General features: G+C 73.2%; 16 protein-coding genes. 8 read left to right on the plus strand and 8 right to left on the minus strand.

From position 1 onward, the window contains the following. Window positions 1–239 precede the first annotated feature (239 nt). Complete coding sequence (locus tag ACQKM2_RS23330; RefSeq protein ID WP_427712680.1) at window positions 240–1,391, plus strand: RICIN domain-containing protein; 1,152 nt, start codon at window positions 240–242, stop codon at window positions 1,389–1,391. 23 nt (window positions 1,392–1,414) lie between these two features. Here ACQKM2_RS23330 and ACQKM2_RS23335 read toward each other — a convergent pair whose 3' ends face one another. Continuing rightward, entirely contained in the window at window positions 1,415–3,082 is a 1,668-nt protein-coding gene (locus ACQKM2_RS23335; protein ID WP_427712683.1) for a purine-cytosine permease family protein, read from the minus strand. Window positions 3,083–3,322: 240 nt separating this feature from the next. After that, window positions 3,323–5,401, minus strand: coding sequence for a calcium-binding protein (locus ACQKM2_RS23340; RefSeq protein WP_427712686.1), 2,079 nt, complete (start codon window positions 5,399–5,401; stop codon window positions 3,323–3,325). A gap of 236 nt (window positions 5,402–5,637) precedes the next feature. On the opposite strand from ACQKM2_RS23340, the gene ACQKM2_RS23345 reads away from it, so the two are divergent. After that, on the plus strand, window positions 5,638–7,134 hold the full coding sequence (locus ACQKM2_RS23345; protein WP_427712689.1) for a CehA/McbA family metallohydrolase: 1,497 nt from the start codon (window positions 5,638–5,640) through the stop codon (window positions 7,132–7,134). A 127-nt stretch (window positions 7,135–7,261) separates the two neighbouring features. Beyond that, complete coding sequence (locus ACQKM2_RS23350) at window positions 7,262–7,660, plus strand: hypothetical protein (RefSeq protein ID WP_427712692.1); 399 nt, start codon at window positions 7,262–7,264, stop codon at window positions 7,658–7,660. 30 nt (window positions 7,661–7,690) lie between these two features. Here ACQKM2_RS23350 and ACQKM2_RS23355 read toward each other — a convergent pair whose 3' ends face one another. The 4 genes from ACQKM2_RS23355 to ACQKM2_RS23370 all read right to left on the minus strand — a co-directional run bounded on the left by ACQKM2_RS23355 (window position 7,691) and on the right by ACQKM2_RS23370 (window position 14,204). Next, complete coding sequence (locus ACQKM2_RS23355) at window positions 7,691–9,397, minus strand: hypothetical protein (RefSeq protein ID WP_427712694.1); 1,707 nt, start codon at window positions 9,395–9,397, stop codon at window positions 7,691–7,693. Between the two features lies 1 nt (window position 9,398). Then, window positions 9,399–12,101, minus strand: a complete 2,703-nt coding sequence (locus ACQKM2_RS23360; RefSeq protein WP_427712697.1) for a hypothetical protein — start codon at window positions 12,099–12,101, stop codon at window positions 9,399–9,401. A gap of 193 nt (window positions 12,102–12,294) precedes the next feature. Then, complete coding sequence (locus ACQKM2_RS23365) at window positions 12,295–13,194, minus strand: hypothetical protein (RefSeq protein ID WP_427712700.1); 900 nt, start codon at window positions 13,192–13,194, stop codon at window positions 12,295–12,297. Then, window positions 13,191–14,204, minus strand: coding sequence for an SPFH domain-containing protein (locus ACQKM2_RS23370; RefSeq protein WP_427712703.1), 1,014 nt, complete (start codon window positions 14,202–14,204; stop codon window positions 13,191–13,193). The genes ACQKM2_RS23365 and ACQKM2_RS23370 overlap by 4 nt, the downstream gene beginning before the upstream one ends. 298 nt (window positions 14,205–14,502) lie before the next feature. Between ACQKM2_RS23370 and ACQKM2_RS23375 the strand changes: the two genes are divergently transcribed. Further along, window positions 14,503–15,063, plus strand: a complete 561-nt coding sequence (locus tag ACQKM2_RS23375; protein ID WP_427712706.1) for a PepSY domain-containing protein — start codon at window positions 14,503–14,505, stop codon at window positions 15,061–15,063. Here the strand turns inward: ACQKM2_RS23375 and ACQKM2_RS23380 are convergent. Beyond that, on the minus strand, window positions 15,048–15,923 hold the full coding sequence (locus tag ACQKM2_RS23380; RefSeq protein ID WP_427712708.1) for a helix-turn-helix domain-containing protein: 876 nt from the start codon (window positions 15,921–15,923) through the stop codon (window positions 15,048–15,050). The genes ACQKM2_RS23375 and ACQKM2_RS23380 overlap by 16 nt on opposite strands. A gap of 238 nt (window positions 15,924–16,161) precedes the next feature. Between ACQKM2_RS23380 and ACQKM2_RS23385 the strand changes: the two genes are divergently transcribed. The 4 genes from ACQKM2_RS23385 (at window position 16,162) to ACQKM2_RS23400 (ending at window position 19,368) form a co-directional block, all read left to right on the plus strand. Beyond that, the gene (locus ACQKM2_RS23385) at window positions 16,162–16,926 is read left to right on the plus strand and encodes an SDR family oxidoreductase (RefSeq protein ID WP_427712710.1); all 765 of its coding nucleotides are present in this window, start codon (window positions 16,162–16,164) and stop codon (window positions 16,924–16,926) included. A gap of 133 nt (window positions 16,927–17,059) precedes the next feature. After that, window positions 17,060–17,335, plus strand: a complete 276-nt coding sequence (locus ACQKM2_RS23390; RefSeq protein WP_427712713.1) for a hypothetical protein — start codon at window positions 17,060–17,062, stop codon at window positions 17,333–17,335. Window positions 17,336–17,546: 211 nt separating this feature from the next. After that, complete coding sequence (locus ACQKM2_RS23395; RefSeq protein WP_427712716.1) at window positions 17,547–18,167, plus strand: molybdopterin-dependent oxidoreductase; 621 nt, start codon at window positions 17,547–17,549, stop codon at window positions 18,165–18,167. Continuing rightward, a complete protein-coding gene (locus tag ACQKM2_RS23400; protein WP_427712718.1) occupies window positions 18,154–19,368 on the plus strand; it encodes a Dyp-type peroxidase in 1,215 nt (404 codons plus the stop codon). The genes ACQKM2_RS23395 and ACQKM2_RS23400 overlap by 14 nt, the downstream gene beginning before the upstream one ends. A gap of 19 nt (window positions 19,369–19,387) precedes the next feature. On the opposite strand, the gene ACQKM2_RS23405 is transcribed toward ACQKM2_RS23400, so the two are convergent. Then, window positions 19,388–20,095 carry a M24 family metallopeptidase gene (locus tag ACQKM2_RS23405; RefSeq protein WP_427712721.1) on the minus strand — a complete coding sequence of 236 codons (708 nt, stop codon included), beginning with the start codon at window positions 20,093–20,095 and terminating at the stop codon, window positions 19,388–19,390. Window positions 20,096–20,122: the final 27 nt, after the last annotated feature.

Raw genomic sequence — 20,122 nt, forward strand, 5'->3', positions numbered from 1 at the left:
GGGGATGATGTACCGGTTCGGTGACGGTTCGATCAGGATGTTCACGGGCCTGTCGGACGCGGCCGGGCACATTCAGCCGTTCACCGCGAGTGCGGGCGTTCCGGCCAGTGCCGGATGGGACTGGAACGCCGTCGAACTGCCCTAGACGACCGCCCCTCTCCCCTCTCCCCCTTCCCCAGCCCGCCCCGCCGCCCCGCAGTGACCGCGGCGGGGCGGACTCCGTCGACAAGGATGCTGTGATGCCCGCACACCGCCCGTACTCCGCCCGGCTCGGCGGCCTCCTCGCCGCCGCCGTGGTGGCCTCCGGATCCGTCCAGGCCGGCACCGCCAACGCAGTGACCGGACCCGAAACCACCGCCACCCGGCACCCGTACGCCGTCCGCCTCGCCCTCGGGGACGAGGCCGACGCGCGCGCCTGCACCGGCACCCTGGTCGACCGCTACTGGGTGCTCACGGCGGCGAGCTGCTTCGCCACCGTGCCCGGCGGCCCCGTCCAGCCCGGCGCGCCGGCGGTCCAGGCCAAGGCCGTCCTGAGCAACGGCACGTCCTCGCGGATCACAGAGGTCGTTCCGCGCACCGACCGCGACGCGGCACTGGTGCGCCTCGCCGAGCCCGCGACGTCCATCACCCCGGCCACCCTCGCCGATACGGCCCCGGCCGCCGGCAGCGCCCTCACCGCGGTCGGCTTCGGCCGGACGAGGACCACCTGGGTCCCCGACGCGCCCCGCACCGGCGCCTTCACCCTCGACTCCACCGCCGCCACCGCCCTCGCCGTCACCGGCAAGGGCGGGGACGCCTTGTGCAAGGGCGATACGGGCGGCCCCCTCCTCGACTCGGCGAACCGGCTCGTGGCCGTCAACTCCCGCTCCTGGCAGGGTGGATGCCTGGGGACGCCCTCGGGCGAGACGCGCACCGGAGCGGTCTCCGCGCGCGTGGACGACCTGGCGCAGTGGCTGCGTCAGGTCCGGTTCACCACGGCATCCCTGGTCAACGTACTCAGCGGCAAGTGCGTCCTGGTCCCTTGGCGCACCTCGGACAACGGCGCCGCGGCCATCCAGTTCGACTGCCTCCCCCAGTACGTCGACCAGGTCTGGAAGATCACTCCTCTCGGCGGTGACGAGTACCAGATCCGGAACGCCTTCAACGGACGCTGCCTGTACGTCCCGTGGCAGACCCGGGAGAACGGCGCGGCCGTCCTCCAGGTCGACTGCGACGCCCAGTACATCGACCAGGTCTGGACGTTCACCGCTGTCGGCAACGGCAATTACCAGATCCGCAACCGACTGAGCGGACGCTGCCTGTACGTCCCGTGGCAGACCCAGGAGAACGGTGCCCCCGTCCGCCAGGTCGACTGCGACGCCCAGTACATCGACCAGCTGTGGAAGGTCTGACCGCCGCGGAGTCTCCCGCAGGGTCAACCGGCGGCCGGCAGGACGTGGCCGCCGGTCCTGTCGGTGCTCAGGCACAGCGAGCAGACGACCGCGTCGTGCGCGGCACAGGCGGCGACGTCGGGGCGCTCGAAGGACTGCCGGCAGACGTGGCAGTCGAAGGTGACCGCGCTCGGGTTGCCGTCCGGGTCCAGCAGGGGCTCGGCGATGCCGTCGTCGGTACGGCGCAGGTAGTAGCGGCCCTTGGTCACCACGGCCATCAGCGGGGTGACGGCGAAGGCGATGACGGCCGCCGCCACGGGCGAGTACGGCTGGAGGCCGTCGCCGAGGAGGCCGAAGTACACGGCGATCGACAGGCCGGAGGCGGTCACGAAGGCCACCACGCCCACCGGGTTCACCGCGTGGAGCATGCCCCGGCGGAATTCCGGCTGGAGCGGGGACAGTTTCAGTACGTACTTGTTCACGCCGATGTCGGTGGCCACGGTGACCACCCAGGCGATCGCGCAGTTCGAGTAGAAGCCCAGGACGCTGTTGAGGAAGCTGAACATGTCGGCTTCCATCAGGGCGAGCGCGAAGGCCAGGTTGACCAGGACGAAGACCATGCGCCCGGGGTAGTGCCGGGTGACGCGGGTGAAGGAGTTCGTCCAGGCCAGCGAGCCGGAGTACGCGTTCGTCACGTTGATCTTGATCTGGCTGATGACGACGAGGACCACGGCCAGCGGGACGACCGTCCAGGAGGGCATCATCTCCTCGAAGGCGCCGCGGAACTGCTGGATGGGCTCCGGCGCGGCGGCCGGTCCGACCTCGGCGATGACGTGGACGGCGAGGAAGACGCCGATGGCCTGCTTGAGCGCGCCGAGCACGACCCATCCGGGTCCGGCCATGACCACGGCGGTCCACCAGGCGCGCTTGTTCGCCTCGGTCTTGGGCGGCATGAAGCGCAGGTAGTCGATCTGCTCGCCGATCTGCGCGATCAGGGAGAGGCACACACCCGCCCCGAGCATGACGGAGGCGGTGTTCACGGCGCCGTCCGCGTCGGTGCCGGCGTAGGCGAGGAAGCGGTCGAAGGAGCCGGGATCGTTGGCGAGCAGGTAGACCAGCGGACCGACCATGAGCAGCAGCCAGAGCGGGGTGGTCCACACCTGGAGCTTGCTGAGCGCCTTCATGCCGTAGACGACCAGCGGGATCACCATGAGGGTGGAGACGGCGTAGCCCAGCCACAGGGGCAGTCCGAGGCCGAGGTTCAGGCCCTGGGCCATGATCGCGCCTTCGAGGGCGAAGAAGATGAAGGTGAAGCTGGCGAAGATGATGCCGGTCAGGACCGACCCGTAGTAGCCGAAGCCGGAGCCGCGGGTGATGAGGTCGAGGTCTATGTTGTAGCGCGCCCCGTAGTAGGCGAGGGGGAAGCCGGTGACGAAGATGACGACGGCGGCGACGGCGATGGCCACCAGGGCGTTGCCGGTGCCGTGGGCCAGGCCGATGCCGGCGCCGATGGAGAAGTCGGCCATGTAGGCGATGCCGCCGAGGGCCGTGGTGGCCACGACCATGGGGGTCCATCGCCGGTAGCTGCGCGGCGCGAACCGAAGGGTGTAGTCCTCCAGGGTCTCCCTGGCGGCCTGAACGGCGGGCGCGGCGGAATCCGCGGCGGAATCCGCGGCGCCCGCAGCGGTCCGTCGTGACTCGGTGGTTCTCATGCGGGGCCTCCCGGTGGGTACGGCGGGTGCGGGTGCTGTGGTGCGGAGCCCCAAGTGGCGCCTTTGCCGGCCGGGGAGGGGTGGTGAGGTCGCATGACGGACCGTCACCTTGGTTCGGTGATCGGTCACGTTAGAAAGCGGTTGTTACTCCGGGTGCGCGCTGTGGTGAACACCGTGTTGCATCAGGAGGCCGTCGACCGGCCCCGGCACGGCTGGCGGGCCGGAGCCGTGAAACGGCCGTCAGGGGCAGCTGGTGCGGGTGTCGCCCGGGTCGGTGGTGCAGGTGTCGGTGTTGAAGCCGCCGTTGGCGCTGTCGTTGCCGGAGAACCCGTCCACGGTGTCGAGGCGGTCGTCGCCGTAGTAGCCGGTCAGGGTGTCGTTGCCGGAGCCGCCGATGAGGGTGTCGTTGCCGAAGCCGCCGTCGACGTTGTCGTTGCCGGGGCCGGCGTGGACCGTGTCGTTGCCGTAGCCCGCCCGGACGGTGTCGTTGCCGCTCAGGGCGCAGATGACGTCGTTGCCGAAGCCGCCGGTGAGGGTGTCGGTGCCGCTGGTGCCGATGATCGTGCAGCCCCGGGCGTTGTTGACGGTGGTGGCGGCCGTCGCCGTGTTGTTGGCGGTCGCCGGGTCCGTCTGGGTGGCGGAGGCGGTGGCCCGGTCCGAGAGGGTGCCGGTCGCGCGGGGTTCGGCGACGAACCTGACCGTGGTCCGCGCACCGGGGGCGAGGGTGCCGAGGGCGCAGTTGGCGGTGGTGGCGGAGAGGGTGCAGGTGCCCTGGGCGGGGGTGGCGGACAGGAGGGTGCCGGAACCGGTGAGGGTGTCGGCCAGGGTGACGCCGGTGGCCGTGGCGGTGGTGCTCGTATTGGTCACCGTCACCGTGTACGTGGCCTGGTCGCCGATGCTGACGGAGCCCGGCCCGGTCTTGGTGACGGCCAGGTCCACGCCGGGCGGCGGCGGGGTGGTGACCTGGTAGCGGACGAGACCCCGGTCGTCGCCTGTGTTGCCGGAGACGACGATCTTCCCGTCGGTCTGCAGGGCCACCGCGTTGCCGGTGTCGTAGTAGCCGGAGGAGACGTCGGTGTGGACCTTGCCGCCGGCGGCGAAGCCGGTGTCGAGGGAGCCGTCCGTGTTGTAGCGGGACACGGCGAAGTCGGCCAGGCTGATGCCGGCGGCGACGATCTTCCCGTCGGCCTGGAGGGCCAGGTCGGTGCCCCGGTCCAGGGTGTTGGCGCCGAAATCGGTGGTGACCTTGCCGTCGCCGTCGAAGGCCGTGTCCGGGCTGCCGTTCGGGTTGTAGCGGGCCAGCGCGAAGTCGAAGTAGGCGTAGCCCGCCGTGACGATCTTCCCGTCGGGCTGCACCTCGACCCCGCCGGCCACGTCGGGTCCGGCGAAGCCGGTGGTGACCCGGCCGTCGCCGTCGAAGTCGGTGTCGAGGCTCCCGTTCGGGTTGTAGCGGGCGAGGGCGAAGTCGGAGTCCTCGGACGGGTAGTTGTAGCCGGCTCGGCCCGCGATGACGATCTTGTCGTCGGACTGGATCGTCACGTCGCGCGCGCCCGCGGCGCCGCCCGCGAAGGCGGTGGTGACCTTGCCGTCGCCGTCGAAGCTGGTGTCGAGGCTGCCGTCGGCCGCGTTGTACCGGGCGACGGCGACGTCGGTGCCGCTCTCGCCCGCGGCCACGATGGCGCCGCCGGGCTGGATCACGACCCCGTAGGCCTCCTGCGCGCCGCCGGTGCCGAAGTCGGTGACGGCGAAGCCGCCGGTACCGAAAGCGGTGTCGAGGCTGCCGTCCGGGTTGAAACGGGCGACGGTGAACGACCCGGCGGTGTCGGGTTCCGCGCTGTAGCCGGCCACGACGAGCTTCCCGTCCGGCTGCACCGCCACCGCGTCGGCCACGTCGTCGCCGCCGCGCAGGTCGGTCTGGATCCTGCCGTCGTTGTCGCCGTCGCCGTTGAAAGTGGTGTCGAGACTGCCGTCGGGGTTGTAGCGGGCCAGCGCGAAGTCGGAATAGCCGCCTGCCGCGGGGACGGTGAGGCCGACAGTGACGATCTTGCCGTCCGGCTGGATCACCATGCCGCGGCTCTCGTCGTAGCCGCCGCCACCGAAGTCGGTGGCGACCCTGCCGTCTCCGTCGAAGGCGGGATCGAGGTCCCCCGGTGCGCCGAGGGCGGTCGCGGGCAGGGCCAGGACGAGCGCCAGACCGGCGGCGACGGCCGCGGCCGCGTTCCGGCGCGGGGCTCTCCTGCGGCCCGGGGCCGACACGGAGACCGACGCGCCCGGGGGTGCGCAGGGGGAGGTGGAGGACGTGAACGGGGACGTGGACATGGAGACCCTTCGTCGGCTCACCGCCGGGGCGCAGTGGGCCGGCGGCTCCCAGTGGACAGGCCTCAGCCTGTTCGGGCCACAGCGGCCGACCGCGCGCGGCGGGCCGCGCTGGGCTCACTGGAGGGCCGCGATCCACACCAACGGGTGAGCACCGCCCCCCTGCGGCGGCCGTCGCGGACCTCGCGCCGCCGCCGGCATTCACACCGCGTTCACCTTCCGCCGCGAGCCTTGGCCGCATGGCCCTCAGCAGACGAACACTGCTCGCGCAGGCGGCCGTTTCGGCCACCACCGTCGCCGCCGGCTCTTCCACCCCGCCCACCGCCGCAGCCGCGTCACCCGCGTCACCGGCACCGAACACCACCACCGAGTCCCTGCACGGCACGATCCCGCAGGGAGCCCCCGACTTCGTGTACGTGCCGTTGCTCGTCCCGCCGGGCGTGCGCGAGTTGCACGTCTCCTACCGCTACGACAAGCCGCCCACCCCGCCCGGAACCCCGGGGAACGCCCTCGACATCGGCCTGTTCGACCAGCGCGGCACCGCGCTCGGCGGCCGCGGCTTCAGGGGCTGGTCCGGCGGCGCGCGCACCGAGTTCTTCGTCCGTGCCGACGGGGCCACCCCCGGCTACCTGCCGGGACCGCTGGAGCCGGGCCGCTGGCACATAGCGCTCGGCCCCTACACGGTCGCCCCGCAGGGCATGCCGTACGAGATCACCGTCACCTTCACGCACGGCGAACCGGCACCCCCGGCCCGCGCGGCCTACCCGCCCGAGCGCGTTCCCGGCCGGGGACGCGCCTGGTACCGGGGGGACTGCCACGTCCACTCCGTGCACTCGGACGGCCGCCGTACCCCGTCCGAGATCATCGGCCTAGCGCGGGCCGCGGGCCTGGACTTCGTCAACAGCTCCGAGCACAACACGCACAGCTCCCACACCGCCTGGGCGGGTGCCGCCGAGAGCGGGCTCCTCGTCCTCACCGGCGAGGAGATCACCACCCGCACCGGCCACGTCCTGGCCGTGGGCACCGACCCGGGCACCTTCGTGGACTGGCGCTACCGGGCCCGCGAAGGCCGCTTCGCGCGCTTCGCCGGCGCCATACGCAAGGCGGGCGGCCTCGTCGTCCCCGCCCACCCGCACGCCACCTGCATAGGCTGCGCCTGGAAGTTCGGCCTCGCCGAGGCCGACGCGGTGGAGGTGTGGAACGGGGCCTGGACCCCCGACGACGAGGTGTCCCTGGCCTCCTGGGACGGCCTCCTGTGCACCGGCGACGCCGGCCGCTGGCTGCCGGCCCTGGCCCACAGCGACTACCACCGAGACCCGGACCGCCTCGGCGGACCCCAGACCGTCGTCCTCGCCGACGACCTGTCCCGCGGGGCGATAGTCGCGGGACTGCGCTCCGGACGCGCCTACGCCGCCGAATCCTCCGCCGTCTCCGTGGAGTTCACGGCCGTCACCCGGCACGGGGCCCACGCGGGCATCGGGGAGGCGCTGACGGCGGCCGGGCCGGCCGCGGAGGTCCTCGTCCGCCTGTCGGTGACCGGGGCGGAGGGCTGTGACCTGCGGCTGGTGACGGACCAGGGCCTGGTGCTCACCGTCCCCGCCGCGACGTCCCTCGAATGGCGGACGACACCCGCCCGCACCGCGTACGTCCGCGCGGAGGTCCGGCACCCGCCCCAGGCACCACCCCTCCCCGGGCCGCCCGCCGCCCTCACCAATCCCATCTGGCTGCGCCCCTGAAGGCTCGGCCGCCCGGGGCCTCGCGGGTGTCACCCGTTCGGCGGAGCGTGCCGGTGTCCGCGGCCGGGCGGCCACTAGCCTCGGAGGTGGGAGGGGGGATTCCTGCACAGTCCCGACGGGAGCCACCGTGAAGTCCATCCTGCGTGCCCTCGCCTCTGCCACCCTCTCCGCGACGTTGCTGGCGGGCGCCGCCGCGACCTCGTACGCCGCCGCGACGCCATCCCCGAAGGCGACCCCGAGCGTGGGCGCCGAACAGGGGAGCCTCACCATGACCGTGGACAAGTCGCAAGTGAAGGCGGGGGACACGGTCCATGTCACCGGCCGCACCAAGGGGCTGAAGATAGGCAGCAAGGTGGTCCTGCAGCACAGGAAGAACGGGAAGTGGAACACGCTCAAGGCGGAGACCGTCGTCAAGAACGGCAGCAGCTACGCCATGGACGCCAAGCTGAACACCAAGGGCGCGGAGGAACTGCGGGTGCAGTCGGGTGACGTGTCCTCGCCCAGTGTCACCGTCACGGTCCTCTGACCCGCACACCGACGGTGACGGCGTCGGCGCTCAGACCGCGCGCAGTTTTGACGCGTGGCCGAAGCCGAGTGCCGCCGTGAACGGGTGGATCAGGCCGGCGTCGGCCGCTTCCAGGGGGAAGAGCGGGAGGACGCCGGCCGGCCGGGTCCTGGCGCGCAGGAGCCCGGCCCGGTAGAACGCGGCCGACCAGCGGCCGTCCTCGGAGTGCCACTCCTCGGCGAGCCCGGGCAGGACCCCGGCCTTGTGGGGGAGCCCGGCGAGGGCGGCGAACCGCAGGGCCGGCGGGGTGGTCCCCATCGTGTGGTCGCAGTGGTACAGGCGCAGCCGGCGGTCGTTCCCGGCGGCGAACCACCGCAGGAGCAGCCGCTCGTACTCGGCGGCCTTGATGCCCGTGGCCTCGGCGTTCAGCTCCAGGTCGAGGTCCCACCATTCGCGCCAGACAGCCTGGAACGCGGCCGCGTCGCCGCCGAAGAGGTGGCGCGGGAAGCGGTCGGGGAGGGAGATCTCCTTCCGGGTCAGGAGCGGGAAGATCCCCATGATCGCGCTGCTGAACCCGGAGACGGTGACGTTTCCCAGGGCCGGCGGGGGAGTGGCCACCGAGCTGCTGCGGCGCGCGGTGGGCAGCGGGGGAAGCAGGCCGACCGGCGCGGTGCTGCCCTGCCAGCGGCTGAAATCGGTGCCGGAACCGGAGCCGCCGTACCCGAAGCGGTGCAGGAAGCGCACGACCTCCAGCAGGAGGCGGTGGGTGCCCTCCTGGGAGTTGAACGGCTGCCAGGCGAACCTCTCGTTCTCCTTGCCCGGGGGCAGCGCGGGCAGGACCGGGACGACGACCACCGCCGGGCGGCCCGAGACGTGCTGCGCCTGGACGAGATTGAGGTCCCGCAACAGGTGCCGGTAGCCGACGACGACGTACGGCTGGTCGGCCGCGGTGTCCCGCCTGACGCTGTACGGGTAGTTGGTGCGGAAGGGGTACGCGGAGACCGGATAGCCGCGTGTCGCCGTGGACGGCGTGAAGTAGCAGACGACGTCCACGGACGGGACGGAGGACGGGGCCGGGGGCTGCTTCGGGGCCCAGACGGCGACCAGGAAGCGCGGCTGCGGCGGGTGCGCGTCGTCGTTGGCGCCGTACTCCAGCCAGAGGAAGCCCCCGGTGTCCGCCAGGGCCACCACCTGGTCGGTGGTGCGGAACCGGTCCCAGCCCTCCTGTTCGGCGCGGGCCGGCGCCGCGTCGGTGAGGGTGCGGACGGTCACCTTCTCCAGCCACAGGGGCGTGGCGGGCGGGGCGGGCGTGTTCAGCACCGCGTACCTCCGGGGCTGGCCCGGCACCTCCCGGAAGAACACCCCCGGCTGGTCGCCGCGGGCCCTCGTGCCGGTGAACGGCGGCGGGGTCACCGGCGACTGGCGGATGCGGCCCAGCTCCATCGTGAGGCTGAGGCCGTCCCCGTCACGGGTCACCCCGACACCCCGGTTGTCCCAGTACACGGGGGCGTCGGGGCTGCTGCGGGTGAGCGCGACCGACTCCGGCGCGTAGTCGGGGTGGGCGACGTCGAGGTCGATGCGGCTCCACTCCTCGGCCGGGACCGCCCGGGTGACGGGGCGGTCCAGCGGGACGGTGGCGCGCTGGGTCACCGGCCCCTGCGCGTCCGTCCACGTCAGCTTCACCTCGGCGACGGTCCCGGCCTGCGGCGGGCGGCCGAGGACGTCGGTCACGGCGAAGGTCAGGCGGGTCGTCGCCATCTCAGAGCTGCATCCCGGTCTTCGGGTCGTAGCGGACCTCGGTGGCGACGATCTGGTCGGTCGGCATGACCTCGATCCACTGGTCGAACACCTGGAAGGGCTCGGTGCCGTCGGCCTGGAACCCTTCGCCGAGCGGGTCGAAGCCCCGTTCGTAGACCTTGTCGGTGGGCAGGTAGTTCACGGGCGTGCCGTCCGGGAGCCGGTCGCTGACCTTCGTCCGCGACTTCTGCCAGTCGCCGCCGACGACGACGGCCAGGTAGCGGACGGCGTCGTGCACCGTCAGCGCGTCGGCCGGCAGGTCGCGGTAGCGGGCGCCGAGCTCCGGGTCCCTCCAGGCGTACCGCTTGAGCACCAGCAGCATGCGGCCGCGCTCGCCCGGCACCGACTCGGCGTACAGCGCGTCGAGTCCGTCGGTGCCCTCGACGCCCGCGTTGGTCAGCCAGTCCAGCGCCTCGAACTCGTGGCCCTGGCGGATCGGGACGACGGCCTTGACCCAGGGGGCGTTGAGGAAGGCGTTGCGCAGGTTGTCGCCGTCGAGCTGGAGCAGCCAGCCCAGCGAACTCCCCAGCCTGGCGGGCCGGGAGTCGGCGGTGATGTAGTAGTCCTCGCCGGTGTTGCCGGTGCCGCCCCAGCCGACGACGGTGCTCTTCTCGAACTCCTTCTCCGTGGTCCCCGAGCCCTCGAAGCCGAGGTCCTCCTTCACGGCGAGCTTGTTGGGCACCCACCACTCGGGCGCCACGAAGTACAGCATGCGGTCGACGTCGAAGAACGCCTGGACCAGCTCGGCCATGACGTGCTGGGTCTGGCTGCTGATGCCGGACAGGCCCTTGCCCTTGAAGAGCTGGCGGATCAGGTGGCGGTAGACGATGATCCGCTCCTCCTCCCGCAGGTCCTCGAAGCGGCGGGGGCCGATGCCCGCGGCGAGCTTCACCCGCTCCTGGGCCGCCTTGAAGAACGCCTCCTTCGCCAGCCGCTCCTTCTCCTGGTCGACCTCCTTCAGGCGCTCGGCGTTGACCTTGTTCACCTGCTCCACGTAGGCGGCGGTGGGGCCGTAGTCGACGGTGAACCGGTAGGGGAACATCTCGCCGTCGTCACCGCTGTGTCCGGCGATCCGCAGCCTCAGCCGGTTGCTGCCCGCCGCGAACGGACTGATCCGCAGATCGGCGACGTTGCTGCTCAGCCACTGCACGTTGGTGTGGCTCTTGTACTCGTACCCGTACTTCGGATAGAGCAGCAGGTCCGCCAGAGCGTCGTCGAAGTAGTCGTCGTCCGGCCCCTTGTACGTGCCCTCGACGGTCTCCTGGTACTGCTCGGGCATCGGCACGAGCTGGGCGGGCTGGACCTGCCCCTGCGGGGGCTGCGCGACGTGCACGAGCTCGGCGACCCCGAGTTCGTCGCCCGGCCGGTCGATGTAGGTCTGCCAGCACAGCTGGGTGCCGATCTCCTGGACCTGGACCCCCACCTGGCGCATCTTGCGCCGCAGTTCGTAGTTGACGAGCTTGTCGGTGGTGTTCTGCAGGAGGTACCGCTTGCTGGAGGTGTCGGTGGTCTCCACGACCGTCTTGAACGTCGACCTGAAGCTGCGCTTGATCTCCGTGGACAGCTTGATCGTCTGCTGGCGCAGCTGCTTGTGGGTCTGCTCCTTGGCGGTCTTGCGCGCCTCCGACGAGTCGTAGCTCGTACGGGCGGTGGCCTGGGTGTTGAAGACCCCCAGCTTGCCGCTGGTGCTCGCCTCCAGGCTCACCCCGAACTTGCTGCTGCTCTGGTTCTCCTCGCTGACCGAGGCCGACAGCTCGTCCTCGGAGCGGCTCTCCTGCTCGTCGCGCCGGGTGGTCTCCTCGGAGGCCTCCGTGGTCCGTTCCGTGAGGGTGCGGCGGGTGGAGACCTCGATCAGCTCCACCGAAGCGCCGGGGCTGAGCCAGATGTGCTGGACTGGGGGGCCGAGGAACGAGTCGAACTCGAAGAAGTACTGGCGGAAGAGGTGGACGACACCGAGCGGGGACAGCGAGGCCTCGGGAAGCCCGGCGCCGACGGCGGCCGGGCCCCGCGCTCCCGGCGACCCGGGCGGCCCGCCCCCCAGCAGGCCGGCCAGGGCGTCGACCTCCCGCACGTCCACCCGGTGGCCGCCCGTCGCGAACATCGCGTGCAGTACGTCGTACCGGCCGGCGGCCTGCAGGTTCTTCAGCGTTCCCGCGACGCGGGACTCCTGCGCGGCGGCCAGGGACGCGGAGTCGGCGCCGGCCGCCTGCGGGCCGTCGGACGCGGCGTGCACGATGACACCGCCCTGGGCGATCCGCTGTTCCGCGATCCGCAGCAGGGCGGCGAGCCCGTCGGGCCCCGGCCCCACGAAGCGGTCCCAGACGGCCGGATCGGTGAGGTCCGCCCTCTTGATCCGGGCCAGCAGCTCCCGTGCGACCACCGAGTCGACGGTGCCGGGCAGGGCGGAGGCGACCGAGGGCACCGGGGCGCCCGGCTCGATCGTCAGGGCGGGCGCGGCGGCCGCCGCGGAGGCCGGGGCCACCGTGTAGGAGGGGCGCATGTTCTCGGTGAGGGCCGCCGCGAGCGAGCGGCGCATGGCGGGGCCCGTGGCGGCGAACCGCTCGGCGAGCCGGGCCGAGCGCCACCCGAGCAGCGGCTGGTAGACGCCGTACAGCTCGGAGGCGTACGGCAGCGAGCCCTGGAACTTCGCGAAGTTGACCTTCATCTGCTGACTCCCGCCTCCCCGGCGCGGCGGCCACGTCCGACCCCGTTGTCCAGCGTCCCGGCCCGGGCCGTTCACGCCCAGACCGGGCCGGGGGATCCACGGCCCAAACCACCTGGCCGGGTGAAGGGGCGGCACGCAGAAACGATGCGGACTCCGCGCGGCCGCACGCGCCGTCCCGCCCGGCGCGCGGCGCTCACGTCACCAGGCGCAGCGAGGTCTGAGCGATGCCCAGCCGGATGCTCTGACCCCACGTCAGCTCCAGGGCGTCGGCCTCCATCCCGTCGCCGAAGACCACGATCCGGTCCGACTCCACGGTCAGCCGCAGCCCCTGCCCGTGCCCCAGCTCACCGGCGACCCTGCTGGTGCCCGTCGCGGGCGACGGCCAGGCCTCGCGCACGAACCACAGGAGCCGCCGGTCGCACGGCGCGGGCAGCGCGGCGGTGCTGCCGCGCTCCAGCCACAGGGAGCGCAGCCAGCCCGTCGCTCCCGTACCGGTGCCCACCAGCACCCCGGAGGAGGCCTGGGCCTCGCCCGGGCCCGCCTCGCCGTCGGGGCCCAGGCGGTAGCGGGCGGTCTGGTGGCCGGGCGGCCCCAGGTAGATCTCGTTCAGGGCGACGATGCGCTGGGTGTCGTCGGCGACGGCCTCGACCATGGTCAGCTCCTCGGTCCGGCCCCCGGCGGCGGTCGCGGCGCCCAGCAGGGCGGCGGCGTCGGCGCTGCGGTGCCGGACGAGGATCCCCGGGTTGCGCCCCGGGTCGGTGTCGATGCCCACCACCGGCTGCCCGCCGAGGTACTTCGCGGTGTTGGCGACCAGGCCGTCCTGTCCGACCACGACCACGACGTCCTCCGGGCCGAACAGGAAGCGGTCCAGGTCCGCCCGCTCCACCCGGGTGGAGCGCCAGGTGAGCGGCACCGCCGCCGCCACCTCCCGCAGCGCCTGCTGCGCGCGGTCGTGGCGGCGGGCCACCTCGTCGATCGAGCGGCCGCGGCTGGAGAGGAAGAACGCGGCCTGCCCGTGCGTCCCGTGCCGCGCGAGCAGTTCCTCGTACTCGGTCCTGCGGTGCACGAGCACCGCCCGCGGGGCCAGGCTCATTCGCCCGCTCCGCCATCCGGGCGTCCGAGCCGGGAGAGGAGTCCGGTGAGGACGTCGGGCGAGAGCGTGATGCTCTCGATCCGCGGCAGGTTCTCCGCCAGCCGGGTCGCCGCCAGGGCGTGCAGCGTGCCCGGGCCGGCCTCGCCGTGCACCCGCAGCCAGGCGGCCTGGGCCTCGGCGCGCGCCGCGCCCGTCTCACGGGCCGCCTCGGCGTCCGCGCGGGCCAGCCGGACCTTGCGGGCCGCCTCGGCCTCGGTCCGGACGGCGTCCGCCGCCGCCTTCTCCTCGGCCTCGCGGCGGGAGTTGGTGCCGCGCTGGTCGACCAACTGCTCCTCGCGCCGGGCCAGTTCGATCTGGCTGGCCAGCTCGTTCTCGGCGATGGCCCGCTCGCGCTCGACGGCGACCGCCCGCCGTTCGTACGTGGCCCGGTCCGCCTCCTGCTGGATCTGCTCGCGGGCCGGGGTGCGCAGGGCGCGCTCCACCTCGGCCTCGGGGCGGATCGCCACGACCCGCACGGCCACCACGTCGATGCCGGTGGCCGGGAGCCGGGGCTCTGCGGCGAGACCGTCGGCGACCCGCTGCCGCACGGCCGCGACGCCGTCGACCAGGGCGGCGGCCAGCGGGGTCCGGGCCAGTACGTCCAGCGTGTGCTGCTGCGCGGTCTCGGTGAGCAGGGTGGCGATCTGTTCCAGGGGCGCGCCGCGCCAGCTCCCGGTGTCCGGGTCGACGGAGAAGTCGAGCCGGTCCGCGGCCGCCGCCGGGTCGCTGATCCGGTAGGTGACGGTGGCCTGCACCGTCACGTCCTGGAAGTCGGCCGTGCGGGCGTGGAACGCCATGGCCAGTTCCCGGTCGTCGACCGGCACTTCGGAGAGCGCCGCCGACAGCGACCGGTACCAGAAGCTGAGCCCCCGGCCGTCGTGGACCAGCCGTCCGCGCTTGTGGTGGCGGATGTGGGCGGTGGGCGCGGAGCGCAGATGGCGCCAGCCGAGGCGCCGGGTGATGTCGGCCATGGCGAACCCCCTTCATTTCGTCAACGCGACGATAAGAGGGTTCCGTCATATCGTCAAGGGGACGAAAAGGGCTCATTCCCCTGTCGGAGAGCCGGAGGGCCGGAGAGGGGGAGGGGGGATACCCGTCCGGTCGGCGGCGGTAGGGCCGGCCGGCGACGGTGTGGCCGATCAGGAGGCCGGGCTCCGGGCGGCGGGCGGCGGCGACCGGTCCCACAATGGGCGGGAACGCTCGCTGCCGGCCGCCCGCACCGGGCAACCGCGTCTCCGCGGTCCTGGCCGGCCTGAGGAGGTCGAGCCCATGAAGCGCAACCTGTACGTCTCCGCGGCCGCGGCCGTGGTCCTGCTCGCCGGCGGCCCCGCGGCCGCCGCCGTCGCGGCGCCCGCCGACGCGGTACGGACGGCTCCCGCCGCCGCCCCGGCCGACACCACGGCGGAGGGGGCCGCCGCCGCGGCCCTGAAGGACTACCCCGGGGTGGTCGAGTCCCTCGACCGGGACGGCGACGTCTGGCACGTGGACGTGATCACCAAGGACGGGAAGGGCCACGCCGAGCTGACGGTCGACGCGGCGAACGGCAAGGTGACCCGCGAGAGCGTGGACACCGACGAGGACGCGGGCGAGCACAAGGACCTGCTGGCCGCCAAGGTCACCGCCGAGCAGGCCGTCAAGGCCGCCGTCGCCGCCCACCCGGGCGAGGCGTGGGCCGTCGAGTGGGACTCCGACGACGACAACGGCAAGGCGGCCTCCTGGCACGTCGAGGTGCGCGGATCCGACGGCAAGACCTGGGACGGCTCCGTGGACGCCACGACCGGCAAGGTCACCGCCCGGTCCGACTCGGACGACGACTACGACAACGGCTGACCGCGCGCCCCGTCCTCGCGCAGCACCCGGGGCGTCAGGCCCGTCGCCCGCCGCAGCACCCGCGTGAGGTGGCTCTGGTCGGCGAAGCCGTGGGCGGCGGCGATGTCGGCGATGCTGTCGTCGCTGTGGAGCAGCGCGTTCTGGGCCCGCTCGACGCGCTGCCGCAGCACGTACTGGTGCGGGGTCTCGCCGAGCGAGGCCCGGAACAGCCGGTTGAGATGGGCCGCGCTGACGCCCGCGACCGCGGACAGCTCCTCCAGCGTGATGCGGCGGCCGAGGTTCAGGTGGACGTAGTCGCGCAGCTCCGCCAGCCGCCGGGGCGGCAGACCGCCCCCGCGCGGGCGCGGCTCACCGCCCGCGGAGCACCGCCGCAGTACGATCGCGGCCGCCGCCTGCACCAGTGACTCCGCGTACAGGGTGTCGACCGGCGTGCCGGCCTCGTACTCGGCCACCAGGCGCTGCACGAGCAGAGTGAGGAGAGGGTCGGTGAAGTGGAAGTCCGGGGCGATCTCCAGACGTCCGCCCGGCCGCCCCCCGCCCTCCTGCGCGTACGCCTCCAGCCACCCCGCGTCCATGGACAGGAGCAGCAGCTCCACGTCCTCCTGCCAGCGGGGCCGGGAGGCGTACCCGGCGGGATTGACCAGTGCCTCACCGGGGTGGAACCGGGCCCGGCGGGCCGTGCCGTCCGCGTTCCACGACAGGCTCGCGGACGTCCCGGTGTGGACCACCAGGACGTGGGTCGGCGGGGCGCCATGGGATTCGGCGGGGTGTTCCACCACCCGCTCCACCACGGCGTGCTCCATGTCCCGGGCGCTGCTGCTCAGGGACTCCAGACCTGGTTTGACACGGGAAGCGGCCACGCAGGTGATTCTTCCCGCCCGCGCCCGCCGGCGCGACCTCCGTCGCCGTACGGGGCGCCGCCGTGGCGGCCGGTGCCGGCCGCCGGATGAGCGGATCGTCCCACCGCCCGCGCGGATCGTTCAAGAACCTCCCCCCGGACACCGCGCATGCTGCTGAACGCGGGTGCGCCGGACCACGGTGCCCGAAGGGCCCACCCCCCCTTGAGCCACCCCCACAAGGAGAGAAGGAGAGACAGCCATGGTGAAGACTCCTGACAAGACCCTCGACGGGAAGGTCGCCTTCGTCGGCGGAGCCTCCCGCAACCTCGGCGGCCTGATCAGCACGACGATCGGAGCCGAGGGCGCCAAGGTCGCCGTCCACTACAACAGCGACTCCTCCCGCGCCAAGGCCGAGCACGTCGTCGCGGAGATCAACGCCGGCCCCGGCGAGGCCTTCGCGATCCAGGGCGACCTCACCCGCGTCGCCGAGGTCGAGCGGGTCTTCGACGAGGTGCTCGACCGCTACGGCAAGCTCGACATCAGCGTCAACACCGCCGGCATGGTCCTCAAGAAGCCCCTCACCGAGATCACCGAGGAGGAGTACGACCAGATGTTCGCGGTCAACTCCAAGGCCGCGTTCTTCGTGATGCGCGAGGCGGCACGCCGCATGGAGGACGGCGGCAAGATCATCACCATCGTCACCTCGCTCCTCGCGGCCTACACCGGCCTCTACTCCTCCTACGCGGGCAGCAAGGCCCCCGTCGAACACTTCACCCGCGCCCTGTCCAAGGAACTCTTCGGACGCAACATCTCCGTCAACAACATCGCCCCCGGGCCGATGGACACGTCCTTCTTCTACCCGGCGGAGGACGACGACTCCGTCGCGTACCACAAGTCCTCCGCGATGAACGGCGACCTCACCAAGATCGAGGACATCGTCCCCTGGGTCCGCCACATGCTCACCGACGGCTGGTGGGCCAACGGCCAGACCCTCTTCCTCAACGGCGGCTACACCACCCGCTGACGAGCCCGCCCCACCCGCCGGACGCGGGGCACCGCCCCCGGTGCCCCGCACCGCGGAACTGAGTAGCGGGTACCCGGCGGGGTGAGTACCCCGACCGTGGCCCCGGGCCGGGGCCCGCCGGTTCACTGGGGACATGGCAGCATCGCACCCGGACCCGCACCCGAACCCGAACCCGAACCCGGACCCGGACCCGGACCCGGACCCCGAGCCGGCGCAGGGACGTCTGGACCGGTTCCGCGCATGGTCCTGGTCCCGCTTCCCGACGGCCCGCCGCACCCGCCCCTGCCGGTGGTGCGGCCGGCCGGTCCCCCAGCCCTTCCCGGGCGCGCCCAAGCAGACCTGCTCCGCCGGTCACTGGCTGCGCGACGTCCGCAGCGACTTCTGGCGCAAGCTGTGGAACAGCATCTGAGGCCGCGGCGGCTGTGCGTTCCGACCATCGCTTCCCCCCGCGTTGGGGGTTCCCCCAGAACTTCGGCGCAGGCCTGGGCAAATGCCGGCTGTTCGATATGTTTCTCCGTGCATTTGCCAGCTGGGCTCCGAGATCACACCTGTAGACGCGGTCAACGTCGACCGGTCGCCGCAGGGGTCGGGTCCGCCCAGCCCGAGAGGGGAGTCCCTTCGTGAACCGTCGCGTTTCCCTGCCCGCCGTCGCTCTGGCCGCGGCCCTGGCCCTCGCCGGATGCGGCGGCAACGCTCCCGGGGCCGCGGCCGGTTCGCCGGCGCCCTCGTCACCCGCCGCTCCCACCGCTGCGGCCCCCGCGCCCGCGCCCGCACTCAAGCCCGGCGAGGTGCGGGTGGCGGGCCAGGTGGACAAGCCGCACACGGTGACGCTGACCTCGCTGCGCGGCCTGCCGCAGCAGTCGGTGGAGGTGGAGTACGCCAGCGCCAAAGGGCAGCAGAAGCACACCTACCAGGGGGTCCTGCTGCACGACGTGCTCAAGGACGCGCAGCCGCGCTTCGACGCCTCGAAGAAGAACGGGCAGCTGCGCGGGGTGGTCGCGGCGACCGGCGGCGGCGACTACCGGGCGGTGTTCGCCTGGGCGGAGCTGGATCCCGGCTTCGCCAAGTCGCAGATCCTGCTGGCCGTCTCCGAGGACGGAAAGCCCTTCGACGACGCCGCCGGTCCGCGCCTGGTCGTCCCGCAGGACACGAAGGGCGGCCGCTACGTCTCGGAGCTGAACCAGCTGTGGGTGGGCACCGTGGACGCCACCGTCGACGGAGCCCCCGGTGCCGGCCGCTGATCCCGCGGCAGGCTCCCGCCGGCGGGTCTCCCGGCGGTCCCTGCTCACCGCCGGCGGCCTGACGGCCCTGGCCGGGGCGGGGACCGCCGCCGCGGTGGCCCTCCGTGACGAGGACGGCGCCAGCGGCCCCGGCACCGCCCCCTTCCACGGGCCGCAGCAGGCCGGGATCCTGACGCCCCGCCAGCAGTACGTCCGGCTGGCCGCCTTCGACTTCGGGGCCCGTACGGACCGGGGCCGGGCCGCCGCCCTGCTGCTGCGCTGGACCTCCGCCGCGGAGCACCTCGTACGCGGGGAGGCGGTGCCCGCCGGGCTGGAGCCGCCCGGCTCCCGGGCCGCCGATACCGGGGCACTGGCCGGCACCGCCCCCGCCCGGCTCACCCTCACGTTCGGTCTGGGCCCCGCCTTCTTCGACCGCACCGGCCTGACCGCCGCCCGCCCCGCCGCCCTCACGCCGCTGCCCGCCTTCGGCGAGGACCGGCTCGACGCGGCCCGCAGCGACGGCGACCTGCTGGTCCAGATCGGCGCCGACGACCCCTTCGTCGCCGCCCACGCCCTGCGGGTCCTGCAACGCCTGGCCCGCGGCGAGGCCGGGCTGCGCTGGACCATGGCCGGGTTCACCGCCGCCGACGGCCGGCGCAACCTGATGGGCCAGGTCGACGGCACCAACAACCCGGACCCCGCCAAGGCCCTGGTGGCGGCGCCGGACGCGCCGGCGTGGCTCGCGGGCGGCTCGTACGTGGTGATCCGCCGCATCCGGATGCTCCTCGACCACTGGGACACCCTGCCGCCCGCCCACCGCGAGCAGGCCCTCGGCCGCCGGGCCGCCGACGGCGCCCCGCTGACCGGCGGCGGCGAACGCACCCCCGTCGACCTCGCCGCCACCCGCCCCGACGGGGTTCCCGTCATCGCCACCAACGCCCACGTCCGGCTCGCCGCCCCCGCGAGCAACGACGGGGCCGCCATGGTCCGGCGGAGCTGGTCGTACCACGACGGACTGCGCGCCGACGGCACCCCGGACGCCGGACTGCTCTTCCTGGCCTGGCAGCCCGACCCGCGCACCGGGTTCATCCCCGTCCAGCGGCGCCTCTCGCAGGGCGACGCCCTCTCCCGCTACCTGGTCCACGAGACCTCCGCGCTCTTCGCCGTACCCGGGGGCGTCCGCCCGGGCGGCTACGTCGCCCAGGCGCTCATGGAAGGGTGAGGCGCGCGGCCGGCCGGCCTCAGAACAGGTCGAGGAGGGCCTTGTGCGTGCCGCCGAAGCCCGCGTGCTCGTCGACCAGGTGGACCTCCAGGAGCCAGTGGGCCTGCCAGCCGTCCGGCGTCGTACGGCGCAGCGGCTCGTCGTTGTCCGGCCCGATGTGAGCCTCGGCCCGCGCACACATCGGGCCGGCGGCCGGAGTCTCACCGGCCATGTGGCCGGCGTGCCATCCGCCGAGGGTCCAGCCCGCCTTGCCGGCGAGGGCCCGCAGCTCCTCGTACAGCTGCCGGCCGGTGATCCGCCGGTCCGCGTGGAACGCCTCCCGGCCCGCGGCGAAGATCCCGGCGAGGTCCTCGCGGAGCCTCAGCCGTGCCGGGTCGTCGCCGAGGACGAGGGTGCGGGCGAAGTCGGTCCCCTGCCCGGCGAGCAGCGGGCCGAGGCGGACGGCGGCCGTGTCGCCGGCCTCGACGACCCGGTCGGCGGGCGGCTCGTCGGCGCACGGGAGCACCGTGTGGGGCCCGGAGCGGACCATCCGCCCGGGCCACCGTACGCGCGTGCCGAGCAGCTCCCTGGCAAGGTCCCCGATCCGGTCGGTGGCCTCGTACTCGCTGCTGCCGGCCGCGACCAGCCCCCGCCGGGTGACCTCGGCGAACAGGGCCTCGGCCTTCCGCTGGGCCTCCACCAGGCCGAGGGCCCGCAGTCGTTCGTCCATCCGGTCGGGCATCGCCATCGCGTCGTTCTCTTCCTCTGGTGAACC

The sequence above is a fragment of the Streptomyces sp. NPDC004126 genome, assembly GCF_050275515.1.
Lineage (GTDB): Bacteria > Actinomycetota > Actinomycetes > Streptomycetales > Streptomycetaceae > Streptomyces.

Coding starts and splice junctions, on each gene's coding strand:
- ACQKM2_RS23385 (WP_427712710.1), top strand. CDS start 16,162: ATGGTGAAGACTCCTGACAAGACCCTCGACGGGAAGGTCGCCTTCGTC.
- ACQKM2_RS23365 (WP_427712700.1), bottom strand. CDS start 13,194: ATGAGCCTGGCCCCGCGGGCGGTGCTCGTGCACCGCAGGACCGAGTAC.
- ACQKM2_RS23360 (WP_427712697.1), bottom strand. CDS start 12,101: ATGAAGGTCAACTTCGCGAAGTTCCAGGGCTCGCTGCCGTACGCCTCC.
- ACQKM2_RS23335 (WP_427712683.1), bottom strand. CDS start 3,082: ATGAGAACCACCGAGTCACGACGGACCGCTGCGGGCGCCGCGGATTCC.
- ACQKM2_RS23355 (WP_427712694.1), bottom strand. CDS start 9,397: ATGGCGACGACCCGCCTGACCTTCGCCGTGACCGACGTCCTCGGCCGC.
- ACQKM2_RS23370 (WP_427712703.1), bottom strand. CDS start 14,204: ATGGCCGACATCACCCGGCGCCTCGGCTGGCGCCATCTGCGCTCCGCG.
- ACQKM2_RS23375 (WP_427712706.1), top strand. CDS start 14,503: ATGAAGCGCAACCTGTACGTCTCCGCGGCCGCGGCCGTGGTCCTGCTC.
- ACQKM2_RS23345 (WP_427712689.1), top strand. CDS start 5,638: ATGGCCCTCAGCAGACGAACACTGCTCGCGCAGGCGGCCGTTTCGGCC.
- ACQKM2_RS23390 (WP_427712713.1), top strand. CDS start 17,060: ATGGCAGCATCGCACCCGGACCCGCACCCGAACCCGAACCCGAACCCG.
- ACQKM2_RS23340 (WP_427712686.1), bottom strand. CDS start 5,401: ATGTCCACGTCCCCGTTCACGTCCTCCACCTCCCCCTGCGCACCCCCG.
- ACQKM2_RS23405 (WP_427712721.1), bottom strand. CDS start 20,095: ATGGCGATGCCCGACCGGATGGACGAACGACTGCGGGCCCTCGGCCTG.
- ACQKM2_RS23330 (WP_427712680.1), top strand. CDS start 240: ATGCCCGCACACCGCCCGTACTCCGCCCGGCTCGGCGGCCTCCTCGCC.